The organism is Streptomyces sp. NPDC096324 (assembly GCF_044763015.1).
Classification (GTDB): Bacteria; Actinomycetota; Actinomycetes; order Streptomycetales; family Streptomycetaceae; genus Streptomyces.
Genome location: NZ_JBIWFK010000009.1, coordinates 288,499 through 310,232 on the forward strand (window position 1 = coordinate 288,499; position 21,734 = coordinate 310,232).

Genomic DNA, 21,734 nt, shown 5'->3' on the forward strand with positions numbered 1-21,734 from the left:
CCGGATCAGCGGTCGGCGAGGCCCAGCGCCGCGCCGAGGCGGGCAGGCGCCTCCGCGAGTGACGGGCCGTACCAGGTCAGCAGGCGGCCGTCGACGAGGGCGCAGGGCAGGCCGGGGAAGGCCTCGGGGCCGTCGTCGGCGGTGAAGCGGTAGGGCTCGTCGGGCAGGACCACGAGGTCGGCGCCCGACGCGGTCAGTTCGGCGACGGGGACGCGGGGGTAGCGCTCGTCGTGGTGCGCGTACGCGTTGTCGACGCCCAGCCTGGCCAGGACGTCTCCGGCGAAGGTGTCCCGGCCCAGCACCATCCAGGGCCGGCGCCAGACCGGCACGATCGCGGTCCTGCGGCCATCCGGAGCGGCCGGCTCGGCCCAGGCCGTCTCCGCCGCGTCCAGCCAGCGCGGGCGGCCGCGCGCGCCGCAGGCGGCGAGCACCCGGTCCAGTTCCCGCAGGGCACCGGGCACGTCGCGGACCTCGGTGACCAGTACCTCGATCCCCGCCTCCCGCAGGGCGGCCAGATCGGGCTCCCGGTTCTCCTCCTCGTTGGCGACGACGAGATCGGGCGCCAGCCGTACGACGGCGTCGACGTCGGGGTTCTTGGTGCCCCCGATCCGGGCGACGTCCAGGTCCGCCGGGTGGCTGCACCAGTCGGTGGCGCCGACCAGGACGCCGGGCACGGACACGGCCACGGCCTCCGTCAGCGAGGGCACGAGGGACACCACCCGCATACCCGTCCGCCTCTCCCGCGCCGTCCTGTCCCCTGTCGCCCGCCATTCTCTCCCGCGCCGCCCCGCCCGCGCCGCCCCGCCCCGCCCGGCTTCCGGTCGCCCGCGGGGCTCAGCGCTTGCCGAAGGAGTGCGGGTCCTCCACGGCGTCGATGTGGTCGGCGACCTCGACGACGACGACCCGGGTGTCCGGCACGGTGGCACGCCAGCGGTGCCGCACCCCGCCCGTCAGATAGAGCGTGTCGCCCCGGCCCAGCCGGTGCGCCCGTCCCTCCGCCTCGACCTCGACACCGCCGTCGGCGACGTACATCAACTTGTCGTTGCGGTGCTGGAGTTCGCGGGCCTCCTCGTGGTCGCCGGTGAACTCGGTGGCGTGGAGCTGGTGGTGACCGCGCACCAGGGGGCGGGCGTGGGCCCCGGGGGTGAACTCGGCCCCGTCGTCGGCGCGCACGACGTCGACGCTGCACGCCGGGTCGGCGGCGGCGAGCAGGTCGGCGGCGGTGGTGCCGAGGGCCTCGGCGACCCGTTCCAGGGAACTCCGGCTGGGCCGCGCCCGCTCGTTCTCCACCTGGCTGAGAAAGGGCACCGACAGGCCGCTGCGCTCGGACACGACGGCGAGCGTGAGCCGCAGTGCCCGGCGTCGTCGCCGTACGGCCGCGCCCACCCGAAGGGGCTGTTCTTTGTGGTCGCCCATCGCTCCGGCTCCCTCCCTCGCGTCGTCGGTCCGCGAACCGCGCGGATTTACGGCCCGCTGCTTCTGTTGAGTTGTTTGCACCCTACGCATGTTCGGCAAACCGTTTCATGGACCCGTCACATCGCTGTCACTTCGAGGGAGTGTGAGGGTTACAGTTCGCGCCACCGCGCGAGCCGTCGCGCGCCTGGCGCCGCCGCCCCCGCATACGGGGCGAAAGGGCCGATCACGAGGGCGGAACTCCCCGTCAGGACCCTCGGACGGCCGGATCGGATCCTGAAGTCCGTTGCCCTGGTGCGCAGTTGGTGGTGCGTCTCGGCCAGTGGCGTGCGCCGGCGGTCGGGGCCGGCCGTGTCCGCGCGCACGGAGCTGATGTGCGGCGGGCCTTCGGAACCGTGCCCGGCGACGCCCCGAACGACAGGGGCACGCGGCCCGCGCCGCGGCGCGGGAACGCGTCGGTGAGGTGCGGTCGTGCGCCGCGGCACGGTTGTCCGGATCCCTCTCGTACGCCAGTACGCGACCACCGGAGCCGTCGCCCGCGCGTGCGGACCGGCGTCCGCCCGGACGGACGGAGTCCGCGAACCCGGGACACGACGAGGGGTGGTCCTCGTCGTACGGGTCAAGAGAACCCTGACGACGAGGACCACCCCTCGGAGTGAACCGTTCGACGCGCCCCGGCGTGGACGGCTCGCGCGTGCCCCGGTGGGCACGCGGCTCGTCCGCTATCGCGGAGTCATGCGTTCCACCATGTCCGGGTGCTCGTCGAGCCACGCGGCGACGGCTTCCTCCTCGTGCCCCTGGCCGCGCTGCTTGATCTCGCTCTCCAGGCTGCCGAGTTCGGCCTCGCTCATCCTGAAGTCCTTGATCCACCCGGCCAGCTTCGGGTACCGGCTCGGGAACTCCTCCGAGGCGATGGTCCGGATCGTGTTGCCCTCGCCGAACAGCTTCTTGTCGTCGGTGAGCTTGGTGAGCCTGTACTGGCTGTACGCCCAGTGCGGCGACCACAGCACGACCGCGACCGGCTTCTTCGCGGCGTACGCGCGCTTCAGCTCGGCCAGCATCGCGGGCGTGGAGCCGTCGACGACCTCGTACTCCTTGTCCAGGCCGTAGCCCGGAAGCACCTTCTTCTTAAGGAGGTTCATCTCACCGGTGCCGGGCTCGATACCGATGATCTTTCCGCCGAAGGTCTTCGACTTGCCCTTGAGGTCGGCCGGCGACCGGACGTCCTTCACGTACGAGGGGACCGCGATCTCCAGGGAGGTCGGTTCGTACCAGGTGCCCAGGTCCTTCAGGTGGTCCTTGTGCGCTTCCCAGTAGTTGGACTGGGCGTGGGGCAGCCAGGCGTCGAAGTTGAGGTCGAGGTCGCCGGAGGCCAGGCCGGTGTAGACCGGGCCGACGTCCATCTGCTTGAGGTCGATCGTGTAGCCGCGCCGGGCGAGCACGTTCTTCCAGAGATAGGTGACGGCGACGTCCTCGTCCCAGGGGAACCAGGCGACGTCCAGCGGGCGCTTCGCCTCGGCGGGGGCGGCGGCCTTCTCGACGGGGGCCAGCTCGCCGACGACCGAGGGGTTCTTCTTCAGCCAGGCGCGCACGGCGTCCTGCTGCTTGCCCTTGCCGACCTTGTTGATCTCGGCCTCGAGGCCGGTGAGCTGCTTCTCGGTCAGCTTGAAATTCTTCAGCCACGCGCCGACGACCGGGTCGTCCTGCGCGAAACCCTTGCGGGACAGCGTGTGCACGCCGTCGCCCTTGCCCCAGGCGCCCTTCGGGTCCTTGAGCTTCTTCAGCTTGTACTCGCTGTAGGCCCAGTGCGGCGACCAGAGCGTGGTGACGATCGGCTTCTTCGCGGTGTACGCGCGCTTCAGCTCGGCCAGCATCGCGGGCGTGGAGCTGTCGACGACCTCGTACTCCTTGTCGAGCCCGTACGCCTTGAGCACCTTGCTCTTGAGCAGGCCCATCATTCCGGCGCTGGACTCGATGCCGGTGATCTTGCCGCCGAACTTCCCGGACTGCCCCTTGAGGTCCTCCAGGGAGTCGATGCCCTTCATGTAGGCGGGCACCGACAGCTCCAGGGATGTCGGGCCGTACCAGGAGCCCAGGTCGTCGAGCTGCTTGCCGTACTTCTTCCAGTACTCGGCGTGTGTGGTCGGCAGCCAGGAGTCGGTCTCGAAGTCGATGTCGCCCTGGGCGAGCGAGGTGTAGAGCGGGCCGGCGTCGAACTGCTTGACGTCGACCTGGTAGCCGCGCTGCTCCAGGATCTCCTTCCAGAGGAAGGTGGAGGCGACGCCCTCGTCCCAGGGGATGTAGCCGATGGTGACCTTCTTGCCCTGGCCGACGTTCTCGCCGTCGGCGGCGGTGGCCGCCGTGCCCCCACCGCCGAGGACGCCCATCCCGCCCGCGACGAGCGCGAGCACGACGACGCCCGCCATGGCCACGACGGGACGGGGGCGGTACGACCAGATCCGCAGGCCCCGCGCGGCGCGCGCCTTGGCCGCGGCGCGCCGGCCGAGCGGGGAGACCTGGGTGCCGAGCGCGCCGGTCATGCGGTCGAGGTAGATCGCGAGGATGACGATCGCGACGCCCGCCTCGGAGCCGAGGCCGACGTTCAACTGGCCGATGGCCTCGTTGACGTCGCCGCCGAGGCCGCCGGTGCCGACCATGCCGGCGATGGCGGCCATGGACAGGCCCAGCATGATGACCTGGTTGACGCCCGCCATCACGGTGGGCAGGGCCAGCGGGAGCTGGATGCGCAGCAGGGTGGCGCGCGGGGTGGTGCCGAACGCGTCGGCGGCCTCGACCAGGTCCTTGTCGACCTGGCGGATGCCCAGTTCGGTCATGCGGACACCGGGGGCCAGCGCGAAGATCAGGGTGGCGACGATGCCGGCGGAGGCGCCGGTTCCGAAGAACAGGATCGCCGGGATGAGGTAGATCATCGCGGGCAGCGTCTGCATGAAGTCGAGGACCGGCCGGACGACGGCGCTGACCCGGTCGGACCGGGCCGCCCAGATGCCCACGGGCACGGAGACGACGAGCGCGATGAGGGTCGCGACGAGGACCAGGGACAGGGTCACCATCGCGTCCTCCCACAGTTCGAGGGAGTCGATGAAGGCGAATCCGGCGAAGGTGAGCAGACCGGCCGAAGTGCCGCGCAGCCAGAAGGCGATGACGGCGAAGATGCCGGCGAGGAGCAGCGGCTGGGGTGCCTGGAGGACGGCGTCGATGCCGTCGTAGGTGCCCGTGAAGACGGTCTTGAGGAAGTCGAAGAGCCACGCCATGTGGTTCAGCAGCCAGTCGACCGCGTCGTTGACCCAGTCGCCGAAGGGGATCTTAGGCATGGGCCTTCACCCCCTTGTCCTGTCCGCTGTCCTGTCCGCCGGGACAGGTCCGGGGGCCGCCCTGCTCGTCGCCGAGGAAGCCGAGGAGCCGCTGCCGCGGGACGACGCCGACGAGAGTGTGCTTCTTGTCGACGACCGCGACCGGGTGCGGGAGGCGGGCGCTCATCGCGCAGAGGTCCACGAACGGGGTGTCGGGCGTGGCGGTCTCGCAGGCGCAGTCCGCCTCGTCGCCACGCAGGTCCGTGTCCATGACGGCGCCCGCGGTCAGCACCCGCGAGCGGTCGACGTCCTGGGTGAAGGAGGCGACGTAGTCGTCGGCGGGCCGGACGAGGATGTCCTCGGCGGTGCCGTCCTGGACGATGCGGCCGTCGCGCATGACGGCGATGCGGTCGCCGAGGCGCATCGCCTCGTTGAGGTCGTGCGTGATGAAGACGATGGTCTTCTTGAGCTTCTTCTGGAGTTCGAGGAGCTGGTCCTGCATGTCGCGGCGGATCAGCGGGTCCAGCGCGCTGAACGACTCGTCCATGAGCAGCAGATCGGCGTCGGTGGCGAGCGCGCGGGCGAGACCCACGCGTTGCTGCATCCCGCCGGAGAGTTCGTCGGGCCAGGACTTCTCCCAGCCGGCGAGTCCGGCCAGTTCCAGGGCCGCGGCCGCCCGTTCACGGCGTTCGGCGGCCGGCACTCCCTGGACCTCCAGGCCGTAACCGGCGTTCTCCAGCACGCTGCGATGCGGGAACAGCGCGAAGTGCTGGAAGACCATGCTGATCTTCCGGGAGCGGACCTCGCGCAGCTCGCGGGCGCTGAGCCCGGTGAGGTCCTGGCCGTCGAAGCGCACGTGTCCCGCGGTGGGCTCCAGCAGTCCGTTGAGCATGCGCAGCAGCGTGGACTTGCCGGATCCGGACAGGCCCATGACGACGAAGATCTGGCCCGGTTCCACCGTGAAGGATGCGTCGATCACGGCGGCGGTGGTGCCGTCGGCGCGCAGTTCCTCACGGTCGGCCCCTTGGCGGAGCCGTTCCACCGCCGCTTCCGGTCGTCTTCCGAACACCTTGTACAGATGGTCGGCCTCAAGCCTGGATGACACAGGTGCCTCTCGTCGGGGCAGGGGTGCGCATGGAAGGACGACCCGTGCGTTCCCGGCTGCCGATGACGGTTGAATTCACAACCGCGTTCGTCAGTGGCGGCGCCTGCCCCCGCTTACACGGAGCAAACACGGGAGTGGTCCAGGTCACTGTCAGTGGCGTACGGCATGATGCGGAGCGTGACTCTGCAGACGCGACGACTGATGCTCCTCGACACCGCCTCGCTGTACTTCCGCGCCTATTTCGGCGTCCCGGAATCCGTGAAGGCCCCGGACGGCACACCGGTGAACGCGGTGCGCGGACTGCTGGAGTTCATCGACCGCCTGGTCAAGGACCACCGTCCGGACGATCTGGTGGCCTGCATGGACGCGGACTGGCGTCCGCAGTGGCGGGTCGACCTGATCCCGTCGTACAAGGCGCACCGGGTCGCGGTGGAGACGGAGACCGGCCCGGACGAGGAGGAGGTGCCGGACACGCTCTCCCCGCAGGTGCCCGTCATCGAGGAGGTCCTGGACGCGCTGGGCATCGCGCGCGTGGGCGTCGCGGGGTACGAGGCGGACGACGTGATCGGCACGTTCACCGGCCGTGCCGCCGGCCCGGTCGACATCGTCACCGGCGACCGCGACCTGTATCAGCTCGTCGACGACGCGCGGGGGGTGCGCGTGCTGTATCCCCTCAAGGGTGTCGGCACGCTCCAGCTCACCGACGAGGCGTGGCTGCGCGAGAAGTACGGAGTCGACGGTCCGGGGTACGCGGATCTGGCGCTGCTGCGCGGCGACCCGAGCGACGGGCTGCCCGGAGTGCCCGGCATCGGGGAGAAGACGGCCGCCAAGCTGCTCGCCGAGTTCGGTGACCTGGCCGGCATCATGGCCGCGGTCGACGACCCGAGGGCGAAGCTGACGCCGTCGCAGCGCAAGCGGCTCGACGAGTCGCGGCCGTACATCGCCGTGGCGCCGACCGTCGTCAAGGTGGCCGGGGACGTGCCGCTCCCCGGGGTGGACACGGCACTGCCGCACGCGCCGCGCGATCCCGCCGCGCTGGAGGAACTGGCCTCGCGCTGGGGTCTGGGGGGATCGTTGCACCGCCTGCTCGTGACACTGCAGGCTTAGCTGAACACTTTTGACCCGACGGATACCTCTTCGTGCATAGGTGTCACCGAGGAAGGAATGCTAACTTAGGTAAGCCTAACTATTTGAGCAGGAGGCAGTCATGGCAGAGCGCCCGGAACGCAAGCCCCGGAAGCCCCACTCCGCGAAGGTGCTGCGGACCGAGCGGCTGACGCCCCACATGCAGCGGGTGGTCCTCGGTGGCGACGCCCTGACGGACTTCGCCACGAGTGGCAGAACCGACCACTATGTGAAGCTGCTCTTCGGCCCGCCCGGTGTCACCTATCCCGAGCCCTTCGACCTGGACCGCGTCCGCGAGGAGTTCCCGCGCGCGCAGTGGCCGGTGACGCGGACGTACACCGTGCGCGCCTGGGACTCCGAGACGCGTGAGCTGACCCTGGACTTCGTGGTGCACGGGGACGAGGGACTCGCCGGTCCCTGGGCCCTTCGGGCACAGCCGGGCGACCTCGTCCGCTTCATGGGCCCCGGTGGCGCCTACGCGCCCGACACGACCGCCGACTGGCACCTGCTCGCCGGTGACGAGAGCGCGCTGCCCGCGATCGCCGCCGCGCTGGAGTCACTGCCCGACGCCGCCACGGTCCGCGCTTTCGTCGAGGTCTCGGGGCCCGAGGAGGAGCAGAAGATCGACTCCGACGCGGAGATCGTCTGGCTGCACCGCGGCGACCGGCCCATCGGCGCGACCCTGGTTGAGGCCGTACGGGCTCTGGAGTTCCCGGAGGGCCGGGTGCACGCGTTCGTGCACGGCGAGGCCGCCTTCGTGAAGGAACTGCGGGGTCTGCTGCGGGTCGAGCGCGGGATTCCGCGCGAGGACCTGTCCATCTCCGGCTACTGGCGCCTCGGCCACAACGAGGACGGGTGGCAGGCCGCGAAGCGTGAGTGGAACGCCCAGGTGGAGGCGGAGCAGGAGGCCCCGGCCGCCTGACACCGGCCCTCCCCACCCCGTACGCCCCAGGAGGCGGACCCGCAGGACGCGGGTCCGCCTCCTGACGTATGCACGGGCACCACCGGGCACCGGGCCCGCGAGGAACAGGGCCGCGGGGCCGGGGAGGGCGGACGGCGGACCCGCGAGAGCGGGCCGCGCGGGCCGAAGGGCGGAGATTGGGCCCGTGAAGGGCGGAGGCCGGGCCGCGTGCGGCGGACGAGAGGCCCGCGGAGAGCCTGAAGCGAGGCGCGAAGAGCGGCGAGCACGCCCGTGAAGGGCGGACGGCGGGCCGCGCGTGGTGGACGGCAGGCCCGGGCCGCGGAGACCCGGAGGCGAGGCGCGCGGAGCGGAAAGCACACCCGCCAAGGACGGACGGCGGGCCGCGCGTGGTGGACGGCAGGTCCGGGCCGCGGAGACCCGGAGGCGAGGCGCGCGGAGCGGAAAGCGCGCCCGTGAAGGGCCGGCGGCGGGGCGTGGAGCGGGGGCGGCGGGGGCGTGAGGAATTGGGTCCGTCGGTGATACGGGCGCGTCACGCGGGGGAAACAGGGGCTCCCTAATTTCTGTCACCCGACAGGAATCCTGCTCGCCCCCCCCACTCACCCTTCACCCTTCGCGCCGAAGGCAGGTGCCGCCGTGACCACCACCGCCCCCTCCGACGTACGCCCCGATCCGCCCGCTTCGCCGGACGACCGTTCCCTGACCGAGTTCGGCTACCGCCAGGAACTGCACCGCAGCCTCGGCCGGTACGCCTCGTTCGCCGCCGGGTTCTCCTTCATCTCCGTCCTGACCACGGTCTTCCAGTTCTTCGCCTTCGGGTACTCGTTCGGCGGCCCGGTCTTCTTCTGGACCTGGCCGGCCGTGCTCGCCGGACAGCTCGCGGTCGCCGCCTGCTTCGCGGAACTCGCCGCGCGCTATCCGATCTCGGGCGCGATCTACCAGTGGTCCTCGCGCCTGTCGAACCCCTCCTTCGGCTGGTTCGCCGGCTGGATCATGGTGATCGGGCAGATCGTCGTGGTCGCGGCGGCGGCGCTCGCGCTGCAGATGGTCCTGCCCGCGATCTGGGGCGGATTCCAGCTCGTCGGCGACGATCCGGCCCCGACCAGCCCCGACGGCGCCGCCAACGCGGCCGTCCTGGGCGCCGTCCTGCTCGTCCTGACCACGCTGGTGAACGTCCTCGACAACCGGGTGATGTCCGCGGTCAACCGGATCGGCGTGACCGCCGAGATCATCGGCGCCGTCCTGATCATCGTGCTGCTGTTCACCCACTCCGAGCGCTCCCCCGGCATCACCTTCCACACCGGCGGAGGCGGCAGCGGCCTGTTCGGGGCGCTGATGGTGGGCTCGTTCATGGCCGCGTACGTCATGATCGGCTTCGACAGCGCCGGGGAGATGAGCGAGGAGACCCACCACCCGAGGCGCACCGCGCCTCGTACGATCCTCACCGCGCTCGGCGCGGCCGGTCTGCTCGGCGGGCTGATCGTGCTCGGCGGGCTGCTCGCCGCCCCGAGCCTGACCGACGGCCGGCTCGGCGTCGACGGACTGAGCTACGTCCTGACCAGCAGCCTCGGCGACGGGGTGGGCCGGGCGCTGCTCGCCGACGTCGTGGTGGCGATCGCGGTGGCGACCCTGGCGATCCAGACCGCCGCCGGCCGCATGCTCTTCTCGATGGCCCGCGACGGCCGGCTCCCCTTCTCCGCCCGGCTCGCGAAGGTCGACGCGCGCACCGGCATGCCCGCCGCGCCCGCCCTGGTCGTCGGCTTCCTCGCGACGGCCCTGCTGCTCCTGAACTTCGCCTCGCCGGACGCGTTCCTGGCGATCGGGACCACCTGCATCGTGATGCTGTACCTCGCCTACGCGATGGTCACCGGACCCCTGCTGGTGCGCCGGCTGCGCGGGCGCTTCGCGGTGGAGGGCACCGACGAGACGGGCGCCCCGCTCTTCTCGCTGGGCCGCTGGGGCGTCCCCGTCAACGCGCTCGCCCTCGCCTACGGCCTCTTCATGACGGTCAACCTGGCGTGGCCGCGTGCCGCGGTGTACGACCCGGCGGGCGGGCACTGGTACTTCCGCTGGTTCACCCTGCTGTTCCTCGCCGTGACGCTGGTGGCGGGCGCCGCCTACCGGGCGTTCGAGGCGCGGTCGGCGAAGGCGGCGGCGCCCGAGGCCGCCGAGGCCTCGTACGCTTGACCGGGTGAGACGCAAGCCCCGGATCCCGCCCGCTCCCCTCCCGCAGCGCCACGGGGTCGACCCCGTGCGGATCAGACTGCCGCGCGAGGGGAGCTGGGCCACGGCGCGGGCGTACCTGGTGGAACGGCTCGCGGCGGGCGACGGAGTCATCGACACGATGATCGGCGAGGGGCTGATCGTCCTGGAGGACGGACGGCCGCTGACCGCCGAAGAGGCCTACGCGCCGGGGTTGTTCCTGTGGTTCCACCGAGAGCTGCCGCACGAGGAGCGGGTGCCGTTCCCGCTCGACGTGGTGTACCGCGACGAGCACATCGTGGTCGCCGACAAGCCGCACTTCCTGGCCACCACACCGCGCGGCAGCCATGTCGCCGAGACGGCTCTCGCGCGGCTGCGCCGGGAGCTGGAGCTGCCGGAGCTGGGCGCGGCGCACCGTCTCGACCGGCTGACCGCGGGGCTCGTGCTGTTCACCGTGCGGCCCGGGGAGCGCGGCGCGTACCAGTCGCTGTTCCGCGACCGGCTGATCGCCAAGGAGTACGAGGCCGTGGCGCCGTACGACTCCGGTCTGGGTCTGCCGCGTACGGTCAGCAGCCGCATCCTCAAGGAGCGCGGGGTGATGGCCGCCCGGGAGGTGGCGGGCGAGCCGAACGCGGTCAGCGTGGTCGACCTCGTCGAGCACCGGGACGGTCTCGGGCGCTACCGGCTGACCCCGCGGACCGGGCAGACCCATCAACTCCGGGTACACATGAGCGCGTTGGACGTGCCGATCCTCGGCGATCCGCTGTACCCCGTGGTGACCGGGCCGGTGCCGGCCGGTGACTTCCGGCGTCCGCTGCAACTGCTGGCGCGGACACTGGAGTTCACCGATCCGGTCACCGGCCGGGCCCATCGGTTCGTGAGCGGGCGGACGCTGGAGGCGTGGACCGCGTACGACACCTGGTCGGGCCGGGGCACCGGGGATCAGTAGCCGCGCCACCAGCGCAGGAGGCGCTGCCAGGCGCCGGGCCGGGCGGCGGGCCCGGGGGCGGCCGGGACGGACTCGGGGGCCTGGGGCTGCGGTGCGGGCGTGGCCGGTGCGGCGGCTTCCTCGGTGGTCACCTGCCAGGGGGTCCGCTGGGCGGGCAGGGCGCGCACGGACGGCCGCTGGGTGACCTCCTGTGTGGGCTTGGGCTCGAAGCGCACGGGCAGGTCGACGAGGTGGCGCGAGGACATGGTGCTGCGCCAGCGCAGGTCGCTCTCGTCGCAGTCGAGTTCGACGTCGGGCAGGCGCAACAGCAGGGCGTCGACGCCGACATCGGCGATGGCACGGCCGATGTCCTGTCCCGGGCACTCGTGGGGGCCGCCGCCGAAGGCGAGGTGGGAGCGGTTGCCCTGCATGCTCGCGGCCAGGTCGGGACGGATCCGGGGGTCGACGTTGCCGGGCGCGATCCCGAACAGCAGTCCGTCGCCCTTGCGGATGCGCTGGCCGCCCAGCTCGGTCTCCTGCTTGGCGAAGTAGCCGAGGACGGCGCTGAACGGCGGCTCGTTCCACAGCGACTGCTCGACCGCCTCGGGCACGGTCATCTGCCCGCCGTTGAGCTGGGCGCGGAAGCGCGGGTCGGTGAGCAGCATGCGCAGCACGTTGGCGATGAGGTTGGCGGTGGCTTCGTAGGCGGCGAGGAGGACGAGCCGCAGGTGCTGGGCCACCTCGTCGTCGGTGAGCCGGGCCGGGTGGTTGATGAGGTGGCTGGTGAGGTCGTCCTCGGGTTCGGCGCGGCGCCGCAGGGTGTGCTGGGTCAGCACGCTCATGACGTACTCGTTGCTGGCGATGGCGGTGTCGGTGCCCTTGAGCAGGTCACGGGTGGCGTGCACCATGCGGTCGTTGTAGTCCTCGGGCGTGCCGATGATCTCGCAGAGCACGGACATCGGCAGATGCTCGGCGAACTGGCCGACCAGGTCGGCCTTGCCGAGCGGGCAGAACGCGTTGACCAGGCGCTGGGTCGCGCGGTTGATGTAGCGGCGCAGGCTGCGGAAGTCGATGGTCGACATGGCGCCGGTGACGGCGCCGCGCAGTCTGAGGTGCTCGTCGCCCTCGGCGTGGGAGCAGATGGGCTGCCAGGCGATGTGGGGGGCGAGCGGATGGTCTGCTCCCGCCGTGCCGTCCTGCACGGCGGTCCACAGCCGGCTGTCGCGGGCGTAGTGCGCGGGGGTGCTGACCATGTGCAGGTTCTCGGCATGGCCGAGGACCACCCAGACGGGCACGTCGTTGTGCAGCAGCACGGGTGCGACGGCGCCGTGTTCGGCCCTCAGTTTCTCGTACAGCGCGCCCAGGTCCTCCGCCTCGGGCCCGTACAGGCGGCGCAGTCCGCCCGGTCCGACGCCGGGGCCCATGGTGTGGGCGGGGCAGCCGGGCGGGGGGCCGAACGCGGGGTCTTCCGTACCGGCCGGGAAATGGGATTCGGTCGTCACAATGATCGCTCCGAAGCTCAAGTACGTTCTGTGGATTGGTAGTTGGCGTACGGATGCTGCTTTCACCGTACGGCGTTCAGCGGTGCGCCGACGTCATCGCGAGGGAATGCAGGAATCGCATCAGGGTCATGAGGGTGTCCCGGCTGGACGCCCTGCGGCGGGCGTCGCACCGCACGATCGGGATCTCCTCGGCGAGGTCGAGCGCGGCCCGCAGGTCCTCGACCGGGTACCGGGGCGCGTCGGGGAAGTCGTTGACCGCGACGACGAACGGGACACCGCGCTCCTCCAGGCGTCCGATGACGTCGAAGCTGACCTCCAGGCGGCGGGTGTCGATCAGGACGACCGCGCCGAGCGCTCCCTCGAACAGGCCGTTCCACAGGAACCAGAAGCGCTCCTGGCCCGGCGTGCCGAAAAGGTAGAGCACGAGCTGGTCCGTGATCGAGATGCGGCCGAAGTCCATGGCCACGGTGGTGGCGGTCTTGGTCTCGGACCCGTAGTTGTCGTCGACGCCTATACCGGCCTGTGTCATGGTCTCCTCGGTCGTCAGCGGCTTGATCTCGCTGACGGAACCGACCATGGTCGTCTTGCCGACTCCGAAGCCGCCCACGATCACGATCTTCACCGCCGCCTGCGCGGTGTGCGGGAGGTGGTCCTCGGCGCGAGGGCCCGTGACGGTGTCAGAGCTTTTGAAGTCCATGCATCACCGCTTCGAGGAGGGAACGGTCGGGGAGCGCCTGACGGACGATCGGGGCGCGCGCCCGTACCAGTTCGGCCGTCAGCAGCTCGGTGAGCAGGACGGTCACCACGCTGAACGGCAGATTGAGATAGGCCGAGATCTCGGCCACGGACAGGGGGGTTCTGCACAGCCGCAGCAGTGCCGACTGCTCCGGCTGGGTGGCGGGCGGCGGTGCGACGGCACGGGCGACGACCAGCGTGACCAGGTCGACCTCGGCCCGGTCGCCGTCCTCGCCGCCGCCGGTGAGGACGTACAGCCGCTCCGGGTTCTTCGGTTTGCCCTCGCCCTCCCGGCCCTCCCCCGCGGAGTCCTCCGGGCCCGCGAGGGGGGTGGGCGGTGCGGGAGGTTCGGGGGGCCGCTCCCTCGGCTGGCGCCGTCGGCGTTGCGGAGGGCTCATACGGTCTGCCCGTTGCGGCGCGGCGGGCTGGTGAGATGGGCGCCGATGCGGACGACGAGGTCGCGCATGCGGTTGCTCATCAGCCCGGGTTCCGCGGTCTGGTTGGCGAGGACGGCGAGGTAGGCGTTGGGTCCCGCCGACATCAGGTAGAAGTAGCCGCCGTTGATCTCGATGATGACCATCCGCATCCGGCCGTCGCTCTTGGGGATCTCGCCCGCGACGGCTCCCGCGAGGCTCTGCAGGCCCGCGCAGGCCGCGGCGACGCGGTCGGCCGCGTCCGGGTCGCCGCCGTAGCGGGCGATGCGCAGTCCGTCGGCGGAGAGCACCACGATCTGCTGGATGCCGGGCACTCCGTCGGCGAGTTCCTTGAGCATCCAGTCGAAGTTGGCTCGCTGCTGGATCACTTGAGGTCCCCCTCGTCGTCGGCCTCGGCCGGGCCCGGCCGGCTGTCCGTGCTGAGTTCGGTCGGGTCCGGGTCGCCCTTGAGCCCGTTCATGAACGCCTCGACCCACAGCCCGGGTTCGGGCTCCTTCTCCTGCGGCTCGGGGTCGGGTTCCCAGGAGGCGGCGGCCTCGGCGGCCTCCTGCTCCGCGCGGGCCTCGGCGTACCGCCGGCTGAGCGGGACCTTCATACGGCTGCGGCGCTGCGGCAGACCGTTCGGCGTCCATTCCGTGACGACCGGGACGTCGTCCTCGAGCGGGTCGCCGCTCGACGACGGGATGCGGGGGCCGGTGGTCGGCTTGCGCTTCTTGGGCTTGCGAGCGGGGCCCTCGACTCCGCCGTTGTCGATGCCGGCCACGGAGCTGGCCCCGATGCCGTGCGCGAGACCGGGGGCGAAGTCGGTGGTGAGCATGGCCCGCGGTGCGACGAGGACGGCGCGGACACCTCCGTACGCGGACTGCCGCAGCGAGACCTGCATGTTGTACATCTGGGCGAGTCGTCCGACGACGGCCATCCCGAGCCGGGGCGCCTGGCCCATGGTGTTCGGGTCGACGCCCTCCGCGGCCAGCCGGAGCAGCTCCTCGATCTTGCCGCGGGCCTCGTCGCTGAGGCTGACGCCGCCGTCCTCGATCTCGATGGCGATGCCGGTCTGCACCTCGATCGCGGTGACGTGCACCTTGGTGTGGGGCGGCGAGTAGCGGGTGGCGTTGTCCAGGAGCTCGGCGAGCGCGTGGATGAGCGGTTCGACGGAGACACCGTCGACCGCGATGTCGACGATGTTGTGGAGCTCGATGCGCCGGTATTCCAGGATGCGGGACATCGCGCCGCGCAGGACGCTGAACAGCGGTACGGGTTCGGGCCACTGGCGTCCGGGACGGCCGCCGCCGAGCACGGCGATGGAGTCGGCGAGCCGGCCGATCAGCGCGGTGCCGTGGTCGATGCGCAGCAGGTCGTCGAAGACCTCTGGGTTGCGCCCGTGGTCCTCCTCCATCTCGCGGAGTTCGTTGTTCTGCTGGTGGACGATGGCCTGGACGCGGCGGGCGATGTTGACGAAGGAGCGCTGGGCCGCGTCGCGCATCGACTCCTCGGCGTCGATGGTCTTGAGCAGCTTCTTCAGCAGGTCCTTCTGGGACGCGGGGACGTCGCGGAGGACCGGGTTGTCGCGGCCCAGGGTGCGCATGACCTCCGACGGGGAGTTCCCCTCGTGCAGCCGGTCGATCGCGTACGGCAGGACGTCCCGGGTGAAGCGGACGATCTCCTGGTCGTGCGCGGCGACGCGCTGCTCCAGGGAAGCGGTGCGGCGGGCGAAGTCGGCCCGCAGTTCACGGGCGACGCGGCCGCGGCGGACGGCTTCACCGCCGATCGCGATGACCAGCAGCGTGGCGAAGCCGCCGCACAGGGCCACCGCGACCCGGGCCGGCTCGGTCACGACGGCGACGGCCGCGCCGGTCGCCACCGCCATCAGTACGGCCGGCAGCAACAGCACGCGCGCGTAGGGAAGTTCACTGTCACCGGGAGGCGATTGAACACTCACCATGTATGCCCTCTGAGACAAGTCGGCTGGGGGTGGGGGAGGTTTGTGGGGGAAACGGCACGGATCGGTATGGGTCAAACCAGATCTTCGGAACTTTTGGGAACAAGCGCACGAATACACCTCAACTCGGTGCGCTGCGGGCGAGCTTAGTCCGACCGGATCAACGCTGTGTCATATTCGACGAGCACCTGAAACCGCCCATGGGACTGGAGTACCCTCAGCCTCATTTACACGCTGCGTCCCCGTTCGCACACGCTGCGTGATGGCGAACGGGCATGCGAACGGCCCGGCGGTGAGGGATCAGACCCCGGCGATGCGCAGCGCCGCGTCCGCCGTGGCCTCGGCGAAGGCGGACACCGGGCGCTGCGGATCGGAGCGGTGGACGAGGATGACGCCCTCGATCAGCCCGAACAGCAGATCCGTCCGCAGATCGAGCTCACTCTTGGCGAGCGCGCCGCCGGCCGCCGTGGCGGCGAGCAACTGGCGGTAGGTGTCCTTGAGTTCGGCCCGCACGGCGTGGAAGCCGGCGAAGCGTTCGGTGCGCACCTCGGGCAGCAGATAGAGGCCGCCGAGATTGTGCGGCCCCCCGCACAGCACCTCCACATCGGTGCGGCACAGCTCCCACAGCCGGCCCTCCGCGGACGCCGTGTCGTCGGCGAGGAGCTCGCGGGCGTACGCCAGGGAGGGGGTGACCGTGGACTCCAGGAGCTCGGCGAGCAGCTCCTCCTTGCCGGTGACGTAGTGGTACATGGACGCCTGGCGCATGCCCGCCCGCTCGGCGACGGCCCGGGTGGTGGTGGCCGCGTAGCCCCGCGTCGTGAACAACTCGGCGGCGGCGTCCAGCAGTTCGGCGCGCGGCGACAGTCCGCTGTCCGGCCGCTGCGCGGCCCGGGGCCTGCCGACCCGGCGTCCGCCACCCGTTCCCATGCGTTCGATCCTCGCACACCCGACGCGCCCGGGCGGGGCGCCGCGACGCGCACGGCGGACACCCGGGCCACGGCACGTACGGCCCCTCACCGGCGGCGCACCCCGCGTGAGGGACAGGTAACCGCCCGGCAACACACGGGACACGGCCGCGACCCACCCCGCACCTAATTTCTGTCGCGCGACAGAAATGACCGAGGAGCCGGAGGACCCGCGATGGCGACAGCGACCACGCACGGAGCACGCGATCACGCCCGCGCCCAGCAGGGAACCCGCGCCGAGACGATGCCCGTGGTCCCCGCGGACGACTGGCAGGACCCGCCGCCCGAGGCGGGCCCCCTCGTCTGGGCCGAGACCGTGGCGGGCGGCAACTACACGCACAAGGTGCTGGCCCGGGGCACCGAACTGCGCCTGACCGACCTCGCCGGCGACGCCTGCGCCCACCTCCTGCTGTATGTCGCCGACCGGCCGTGGGAACGCCTGAACGTCGCCGACACCGTCAAGGTCCAGTGGAACGCCTACCTGGGCGCGGGGCGACTGCTCCTCTCCGACCAGGGCCGGGTGCTCGCCTCGGTGGTCGCCGACAGCTCCGGACGCCACGACACCCTGTGCGGCACCTCCACGCTCGTACGCAACACCGGGCGCTACGGGGACGGAACCCCGCAGTCCGCGTCCCCGGCCGGCCGCGAGCTGTTCAAGCTGGCCGCCGCCAAGAACGGGCTCGGGCCCCGCGATCTGCCGCCCTCGCTCTCCTTCTTCCAGGGCGTGGAGATACGCGACGACGGCTCGCCGGAGTTCACCGGCTCGGCCGGACCCGGCGCCGCCGTCACGCTGCGCGCCGAGCAGGACGTCACCGTGCTCATCGCGAACGTGCCGCACCCGGCCGACCCGCGCCCCGCCTACACGAGCACCCCCCTGGAGGTGCTGGCCTGGCGCGCGCGGGCGACCGCGGCGGGCGACCCGCTGTGGGAGGCCACACCCGAAGGCCGCCGCGCCTTCCTCAACACCGCCGAATTCCTTGCCACGAGGGGGCTCGCATGACGCACACCACCGTCCCGGCCCGCGCCGCCTGGTCCGCGCTCCTGCGCGCCGGCCAGACGCTCACCGTCACCGACCTGCACGGCAACCAGGCCGTCGACTTCCTGGTGTACGACGCCATAGACACCGCCGTCCGCTACAGCGCGCCCGACACGATCCAGGCCCAGGGGAACATCTTCCTGACCACCGGCAGCGTGCTGATGTCGAACGAGCACACCCCGCTCATGACCGTCACCGAGGACGAGGTCGGCCGGCACGACACGGTCGGCGGCGCCTGCTCCAAGGAGTCGAACACCCTGCGCTACGGCCACCACACCTGGTCCCAGCACGCCTGCGTGGACAACTTCCTCGCCGAGGGCGCCCGTCACGGCCTCGGCAAGCGCGATCTCGTGTCGAACATCAACTGGTACATGAACGTGCCCGTCGAGAAGGACGGCACCCTCGGCATCGTCGACGGCCTCTCCGCCCCCGGACGCCGGCTGACCCTGCGCGCCGACCGCGATGTGATCGTGCTGGTCTCCAACTGCCCCCAGATCAACAACCCGTGCAACGGCTTCGAGCCGACCGCGGTCGCGATGACGATCGGGGACTCCGCATGAGCTTCGACACCCTCCTGGTCGCCAACCGCGGCGAGATCGCCGTCCGCATCATCCGCACGGCCCGCGAACTGGGCCTGCGGACCGTCGCCGTGTACTCCGACGCCGACCGCGCGGCACCCCACGTCCGCCTCGCCGACCAGGCCGTACGGCTCGGCCCCGCCCCCGCCAAGGAGTCCTACCTCGACGGCGACCTGGTCCTGAAGGCCGCCAAGGACACCGGGGCAGGCGCCATCCACCCCGGATACGGCTTCCTGTCCGAGGACGCGGCGTTCGCCCGACGCTGCGAGGACGCCGGGATCGTGTTCGTCGGACCCGCACCGGAGCAGCTCGAACTGTTCGGCGCCAAGCACACGGCGCGGGCGGCGGCCGAGGCCGCCGGGGTACCGCTGGCACCGGGCACGGGACTGCTCCCCGGCCTTCCCGAGGCCCTGGAGGCGGCCGGCCGCATCGGCTACCCCGTCATGCTCAAGGCCACCGGCGGTGGCGGCGGCATCGGCATGTCGGCATGTCGATCCGCCGATGAACTGACGCAGGCCTGGGACCGGGTGCAGCGCGTCGCGGCGGCCTCCTTCTCCTCGGCCGGGGTGTTCCTGGAGCGCCTGGTCGAACACGCCCGCCATGTCGAGGTGCAGGTCTTCGGCGACGGCCGGGGCCGTGTCGTCACCTTCGGCGACCGTGACTGCTCGCTCCAGCGCCGCAACCAGAAGGTCCTGGAGGAGGCACCCGCCCCCGGCCTGCCCGCCCACGTCCGCGACGGACTCGCCTCCGCCGCACGCGAGTTGTGCGCCTCGGTCGGCTACCGCTCGGCCGGAACCGTCGAGTTCGTCTACGACGCCGCCCGCGAGGAGGCGTACTTCCTGGAGGTCAACACCCGCCTCCAGGTGGAACACCCGGTCACCGAGGAGATCTACGGCGTCGACCTGGTCGCCTGGATGCTGCGGCTGGCCCGGGGCGAAACCGATGTCGTACGGGAACCGGGGCCACCGCGCGGCCACGCCGTCGAGGCGCGGGTGTACGCCGAGGACCCCTCGCGCGAACACCGGCCCAGCGCGGGCCTGTTGACCCGGGTCGCGTTCCCCGGCGGGGTCCGCGTCGACGGCTGGGTCGAGACCGGCACCGAGGTGACCACCTCCTACGATCCGATGCTCGCGAAGGTCATCGCGTACGGGGCGGACCGGGCCGAGGCCCTGGAACGCCTCGACGCGGCACTGGCCGCGACCCGCGTGGACGGCATCGAGACGAACCTCGGCCTGGTGCGGGCCGCGCTCGCCGAACCGTCCTTCCGGAAGGCGGCGCACTCCACCGCCACGCTGGCCGGCGTGAGCGATCCCACCCCGCGCGTCGAGGTCGTGGCCGGCGGCACCCTCACCACCGTGCAGGACTGGCCCGGACGCACCGGCTACTGGCAGGTCGGGGTACCGCCGTGCGGCCCGATGGACGACCTCTCCTTCCGGCTCGGCAACACGGCGCTCGGCAACCCCGAGGGCGCGCCCGGACTCGAATGCACCCTGCGGGGACCGGCGTTGAGGTTCACGCACACCACGACGGTCTGCGTCACGGGCGCGCCCGCGCCGGTCACCGTGGACGGGTCCGCCGTCGCCCAGTGGGAGCCGGTGACCGTGCCGGCCGGGGCGGTGCTGGATGTGGGCGCGCCCGACGGGCACGGTCTGCGCACCTACGTCCTGTTCGCGGGCGGCGGCCTGGACGTGCCCGCCTTCCTCGGCAGCGCCTCCACCTTCACCCTCGGCCGGTTCGGCGGCCACGGCGGCCGGACCCTGCGCACCGGCGACGTCCTGCACGGCGGCACGGTCACGGAATCCGGGACACCCGTGCCGCCCGCCGAGCGCCCCGGCCTCACCGCCGCCTGGCGGATCAGCGCCCTCGAAGGACCGCACGCGGCACCGGAGTTCTTCACCGAGGACGACATCCACGACTTCTACGCCGCCGACTGGAAGGTCCACTTCAACTCGGCCCGCACCGGAGTGCGGCTCGTCGGGCCCAAGCCCCGCTGGGCCCGCACGGACGGCGGCGAGGCCGGCCTGCACCCCTCCAACATCCACGACACCCCGTACTCGGTCGGCGCCGTCGACTACACCGGCGACATGCCGGTGCTGCTCGGCCCGGACGGCCCCTCCCTCGGCGGCTTCGTGTGCCCGGCGACCGTCGTCACCACGGAACGCTGGAAACTCGGCCAGCTCCGCCCCGGCGACACCGTGCGCTTCGCGCCGCTCGCCGACGACGGTTCGGCGCGGCCCGCGATCGTCGACGGCGGGGTGCTCGCCCGGGACGGCGACGTGACGTACCGCCGCAGCGGCGACGACAACCTGCTGGTCGAGTTCGGGCCGATGCAACTGGACCTGGCCCTGCGCATGCGGGTGCACGCGCTGATGGAGGCGGTGACCGAGGCGGATCTCGACGGCGTCACGGACCTGACGCCGGGCATCCGCTCCCTTCAGATCCAGACGGACCCGCGCCGGCTGCCCCAGCGCGAACTCCTCGACGCCGTGCGCCGCACGGTCCGCGCCCTGCCCCCGAGCGACCAGCTCGTCGTCCCTTCCCGCACCGTCCATCTCCCGCTGTCCTGGGACGACCCGGCCACCCGCGAGGCCATCGCCCGCTACATCGCCGGGGTCCGCGACGACGCCCCCTGGTGCCCCTGGAACATCGAGTTCATCCGCCGCGTCAACGGCCTGGACTCGGTGGACGACGTCTACCGCACCGTCTTCGACGCCGAGTACCTCGTCCTCGGCCTCGGCGACGTCTACCTCGGCGCGCCGGTCGCCACCCCGCTCGACCCGCGCCATCGCCTGGTCACCACCAAGTACAACCCGGCCCGCACCTGGACCGCCGAGAACTCGGTCGGCATCGGCGGCGCCTACCTCTGCGTCTACGGCATGGAGGGCCCCGGCGGCTACCAGTTCGTCGGCCGTACGACCCAGGTGTGGTCGCCCTGGCAGCAGCGCGGCGCGTTCGAGCCGGGCTCGCCGTGGCTGCTGCGCTTCTTCGACCGGATCAAGTGGTACCCGGTGGAGGCGGACGAACTCCTCGAACTGCGGGCCGACATCGTCTCCGGCCGTTTCGTGCCCCGCGTGGAGGAGGGCACCTTCTCCCTCGCCGCGTACGAGACCTTCCTCGCCGAGAACTCCGGGTCCATCGCGGAGTTCCGGTCCCGGCAGGGCGACGCGTTCTCCGCCGAGCGCGACGCCTGGGAGGCGGCGGGCGAGTTCAGGCGGGCCGAGGACGCGGGGGCCGCGCCCGCGCCGGCCGTCGAGGTGACGGTCCCGGCGGGCGGCCGGCTGATCGAGGCCGAGTTCGCCGCGTCGGTGTGGCAGCTCAACGTGACCCCGGGCGAACAGGTCACGGCGGGGCAGCCGTTGCTCGCGCTGGAGGCGATGAAGATGGAGTCACGTGTCCCCGCCCCGATCGACGGCGTGGTCCAGCGGATCCTCACCCGCCCGGGCGCCCAGGTGGAGGCGGGCACGGCCCTGCTCGTCCTCGCGCCCCGGGAACCCTCGACTCCCTGACCGCCCGCCCCGCGGGATCACCCCGTCTCCACCCGC

The 21,734-nt window shown here is 71.8% G+C and carries 17 protein-coding genes; 7 read left to right on the forward strand and 10 right to left on the reverse strand.

Annotation, left to right across the window (positions count from 1 at the left end):
• Positions 1-5: 5 nt before the first annotated feature.
• The 4 genes from ACIQ7M_RS26260 to ACIQ7M_RS26275 form a co-directional block, all read right to left on the reverse strand.
• Positions 6-725 carry a helical backbone metal receptor gene (locus tag ACIQ7M_RS26260; protein WP_403648633.1) on the reverse strand — a complete coding sequence of 240 codons (720 nt, stop codon included), beginning with the start codon at positions 723-725 and terminating at the stop codon, positions 6-8.
• Between the two features lie 109 nt (positions 726-834).
• Positions 835-1,416, reverse strand: a complete 582-nt coding sequence (locus ACIQ7M_RS26265; RefSeq protein ID WP_386986551.1) for a helix-turn-helix domain-containing protein — start codon at positions 1,414-1,416, stop codon at positions 835-837.
• 719 nt (positions 1,417-2,135) lie between these two features.
• Complete coding sequence (locus tag ACIQ7M_RS26270) at positions 2,136-4,745, reverse strand: ABC transporter permease/substrate binding protein (RefSeq protein WP_403648636.1); 2,610 nt, start codon at positions 4,743-4,745, stop codon at positions 2,136-2,138.
• Positions 4,738-5,829, reverse strand: a complete 1,092-nt coding sequence (locus ACIQ7M_RS26275) for a glycine betaine/L-proline ABC transporter ATP-binding protein (RefSeq protein ID WP_403648639.1) — start codon at positions 5,827-5,829, stop codon at positions 4,738-4,740. Before ACIQ7M_RS26275 ends, ACIQ7M_RS26270 begins: the two co-directional genes overlap by 8 nt.
• 168 nt (positions 5,830-5,997) lie before the next feature.
• Here ACIQ7M_RS26275 and ACIQ7M_RS26280 point away from each other — a divergent pair, with 168 nt between their 5' ends.
• The 4 genes from ACIQ7M_RS26280 (at position 5,998) to ACIQ7M_RS26295 (ending at position 11,024) form a co-directional block, all read left to right on the forward strand.
• Positions 5,998-6,936, forward strand: a complete 939-nt coding sequence (locus ACIQ7M_RS26280) for a 5'-3' exonuclease (RefSeq protein WP_355771008.1) — start codon at positions 5,998-6,000, stop codon at positions 6,934-6,936.
• 100 nt (positions 6,937-7,036) lie between these two features.
• The gene (locus tag ACIQ7M_RS26285) at positions 7,037-7,876 is read left to right on the forward strand and encodes a siderophore-interacting protein (RefSeq protein WP_403648642.1); all 840 of its coding nucleotides are present in this window, start codon (positions 7,037-7,039) and stop codon (positions 7,874-7,876) included.
• A gap of 633 nt (positions 7,877-8,509) precedes the next feature.
• Positions 8,510-10,060, forward strand: coding sequence for an amino acid permease (locus ACIQ7M_RS26290; RefSeq protein ID WP_403648645.1), 1,551 nt, complete (start codon positions 8,510-8,512; stop codon positions 10,058-10,060).
• A gap of 4 nt (positions 10,061-10,064) precedes the next feature.
• Positions 10,065-11,024, forward strand: coding sequence for a pseudouridine synthase (locus ACIQ7M_RS26295; protein WP_403648648.1), 960 nt, complete (start codon positions 10,065-10,067; stop codon positions 11,022-11,024).
• Here ACIQ7M_RS26295 and ACIQ7M_RS26300 read toward each other — a convergent pair.
• From ACIQ7M_RS26300 to ACIQ7M_RS26325, 6 genes are all read right to left on the reverse strand, one after another.
• Entirely contained in the window at positions 11,018-12,505 is a 1,488-nt protein-coding gene (locus tag ACIQ7M_RS26300; protein WP_403648651.1) for a cytochrome P450, read from the reverse strand. The two genes, ACIQ7M_RS26295 and ACIQ7M_RS26300, sit on opposite strands and share 7 nt — an antisense overlap.
• Before the next feature lie 76 nt (positions 12,506-12,581).
• Positions 12,582-13,202 (reverse strand): ATP/GTP-binding protein, encoded by a 621-nt coding sequence (locus ACIQ7M_RS26305; RefSeq protein WP_355770987.1) that lies wholly within the window; start codon positions 13,200-13,202, stop codon positions 12,582-12,584.
• Entirely contained in the window at positions 13,183-13,638 is a 456-nt protein-coding gene (locus ACIQ7M_RS26310; protein WP_386986531.1) for a DUF742 domain-containing protein, read from the reverse strand. The genes ACIQ7M_RS26305 and ACIQ7M_RS26310 overlap by 20 nt, the downstream gene beginning before the upstream one ends.
• Positions 13,635-14,042: a roadblock/LC7 domain-containing protein gene (locus tag ACIQ7M_RS26315; protein ID WP_326788791.1), complete on the reverse strand. Its 408-nt coding sequence runs from the start codon at positions 14,040-14,042 to the stop codon at positions 13,635-13,637. Before ACIQ7M_RS26315 ends, ACIQ7M_RS26310 begins: the two co-directional genes overlap by 4 nt.
• Positions 14,039-15,616 carry a sensor histidine kinase gene (locus tag ACIQ7M_RS26320; protein WP_403648655.1) on the reverse strand — a complete coding sequence of 526 codons (1,578 nt, stop codon included), beginning with the start codon at positions 15,614-15,616 and terminating at the stop codon, positions 14,039-14,041. The genes ACIQ7M_RS26315 and ACIQ7M_RS26320 overlap by 4 nt, the downstream gene beginning before the upstream one ends.
• Positions 15,617-15,913: 297 nt before the next feature.
• Positions 15,914-16,540 (reverse strand): helix-turn-helix domain-containing protein, encoded by a 627-nt coding sequence (locus tag ACIQ7M_RS26325; RefSeq protein WP_355770996.1) that lies wholly within the window; start codon positions 16,538-16,540, stop codon positions 15,914-15,916.
• Positions 16,541-16,753: 213 nt separating this feature from the next.
• Between ACIQ7M_RS26325 and ACIQ7M_RS26330 the strand changes: the two genes are divergently transcribed.
• Genes ACIQ7M_RS26330 through ACIQ7M_RS26340 form a run of 3 tightly spaced genes read left to right on the forward strand, consistent with a single transcriptional unit; the run spans position 16,754 to position 21,698 of the window.
• Entirely contained in the window at positions 16,754-17,578 is an 825-nt protein-coding gene (locus ACIQ7M_RS26330; protein WP_403648658.1) for an urea amidolyase associated protein UAAP1, read from the forward strand.
• Entirely contained in the window at positions 17,575-18,174 is a 600-nt protein-coding gene (locus ACIQ7M_RS26335; protein ID WP_403648661.1) for an urea amidolyase associated protein UAAP2, read from the forward strand. The genes ACIQ7M_RS26330 and ACIQ7M_RS26335 overlap by 4 nt, the downstream gene beginning before the upstream one ends.
• Positions 18,171-21,698, forward strand: a complete 3,528-nt coding sequence (locus ACIQ7M_RS26340; protein ID WP_403648664.1) for a 5-oxoprolinase/urea amidolyase family protein — start codon at positions 18,171-18,173, stop codon at positions 21,696-21,698. Before ACIQ7M_RS26335 ends, ACIQ7M_RS26340 begins: the two co-directional genes overlap by 4 nt.
• Positions 21,699-21,734 lie beyond the last annotated feature (36 nt).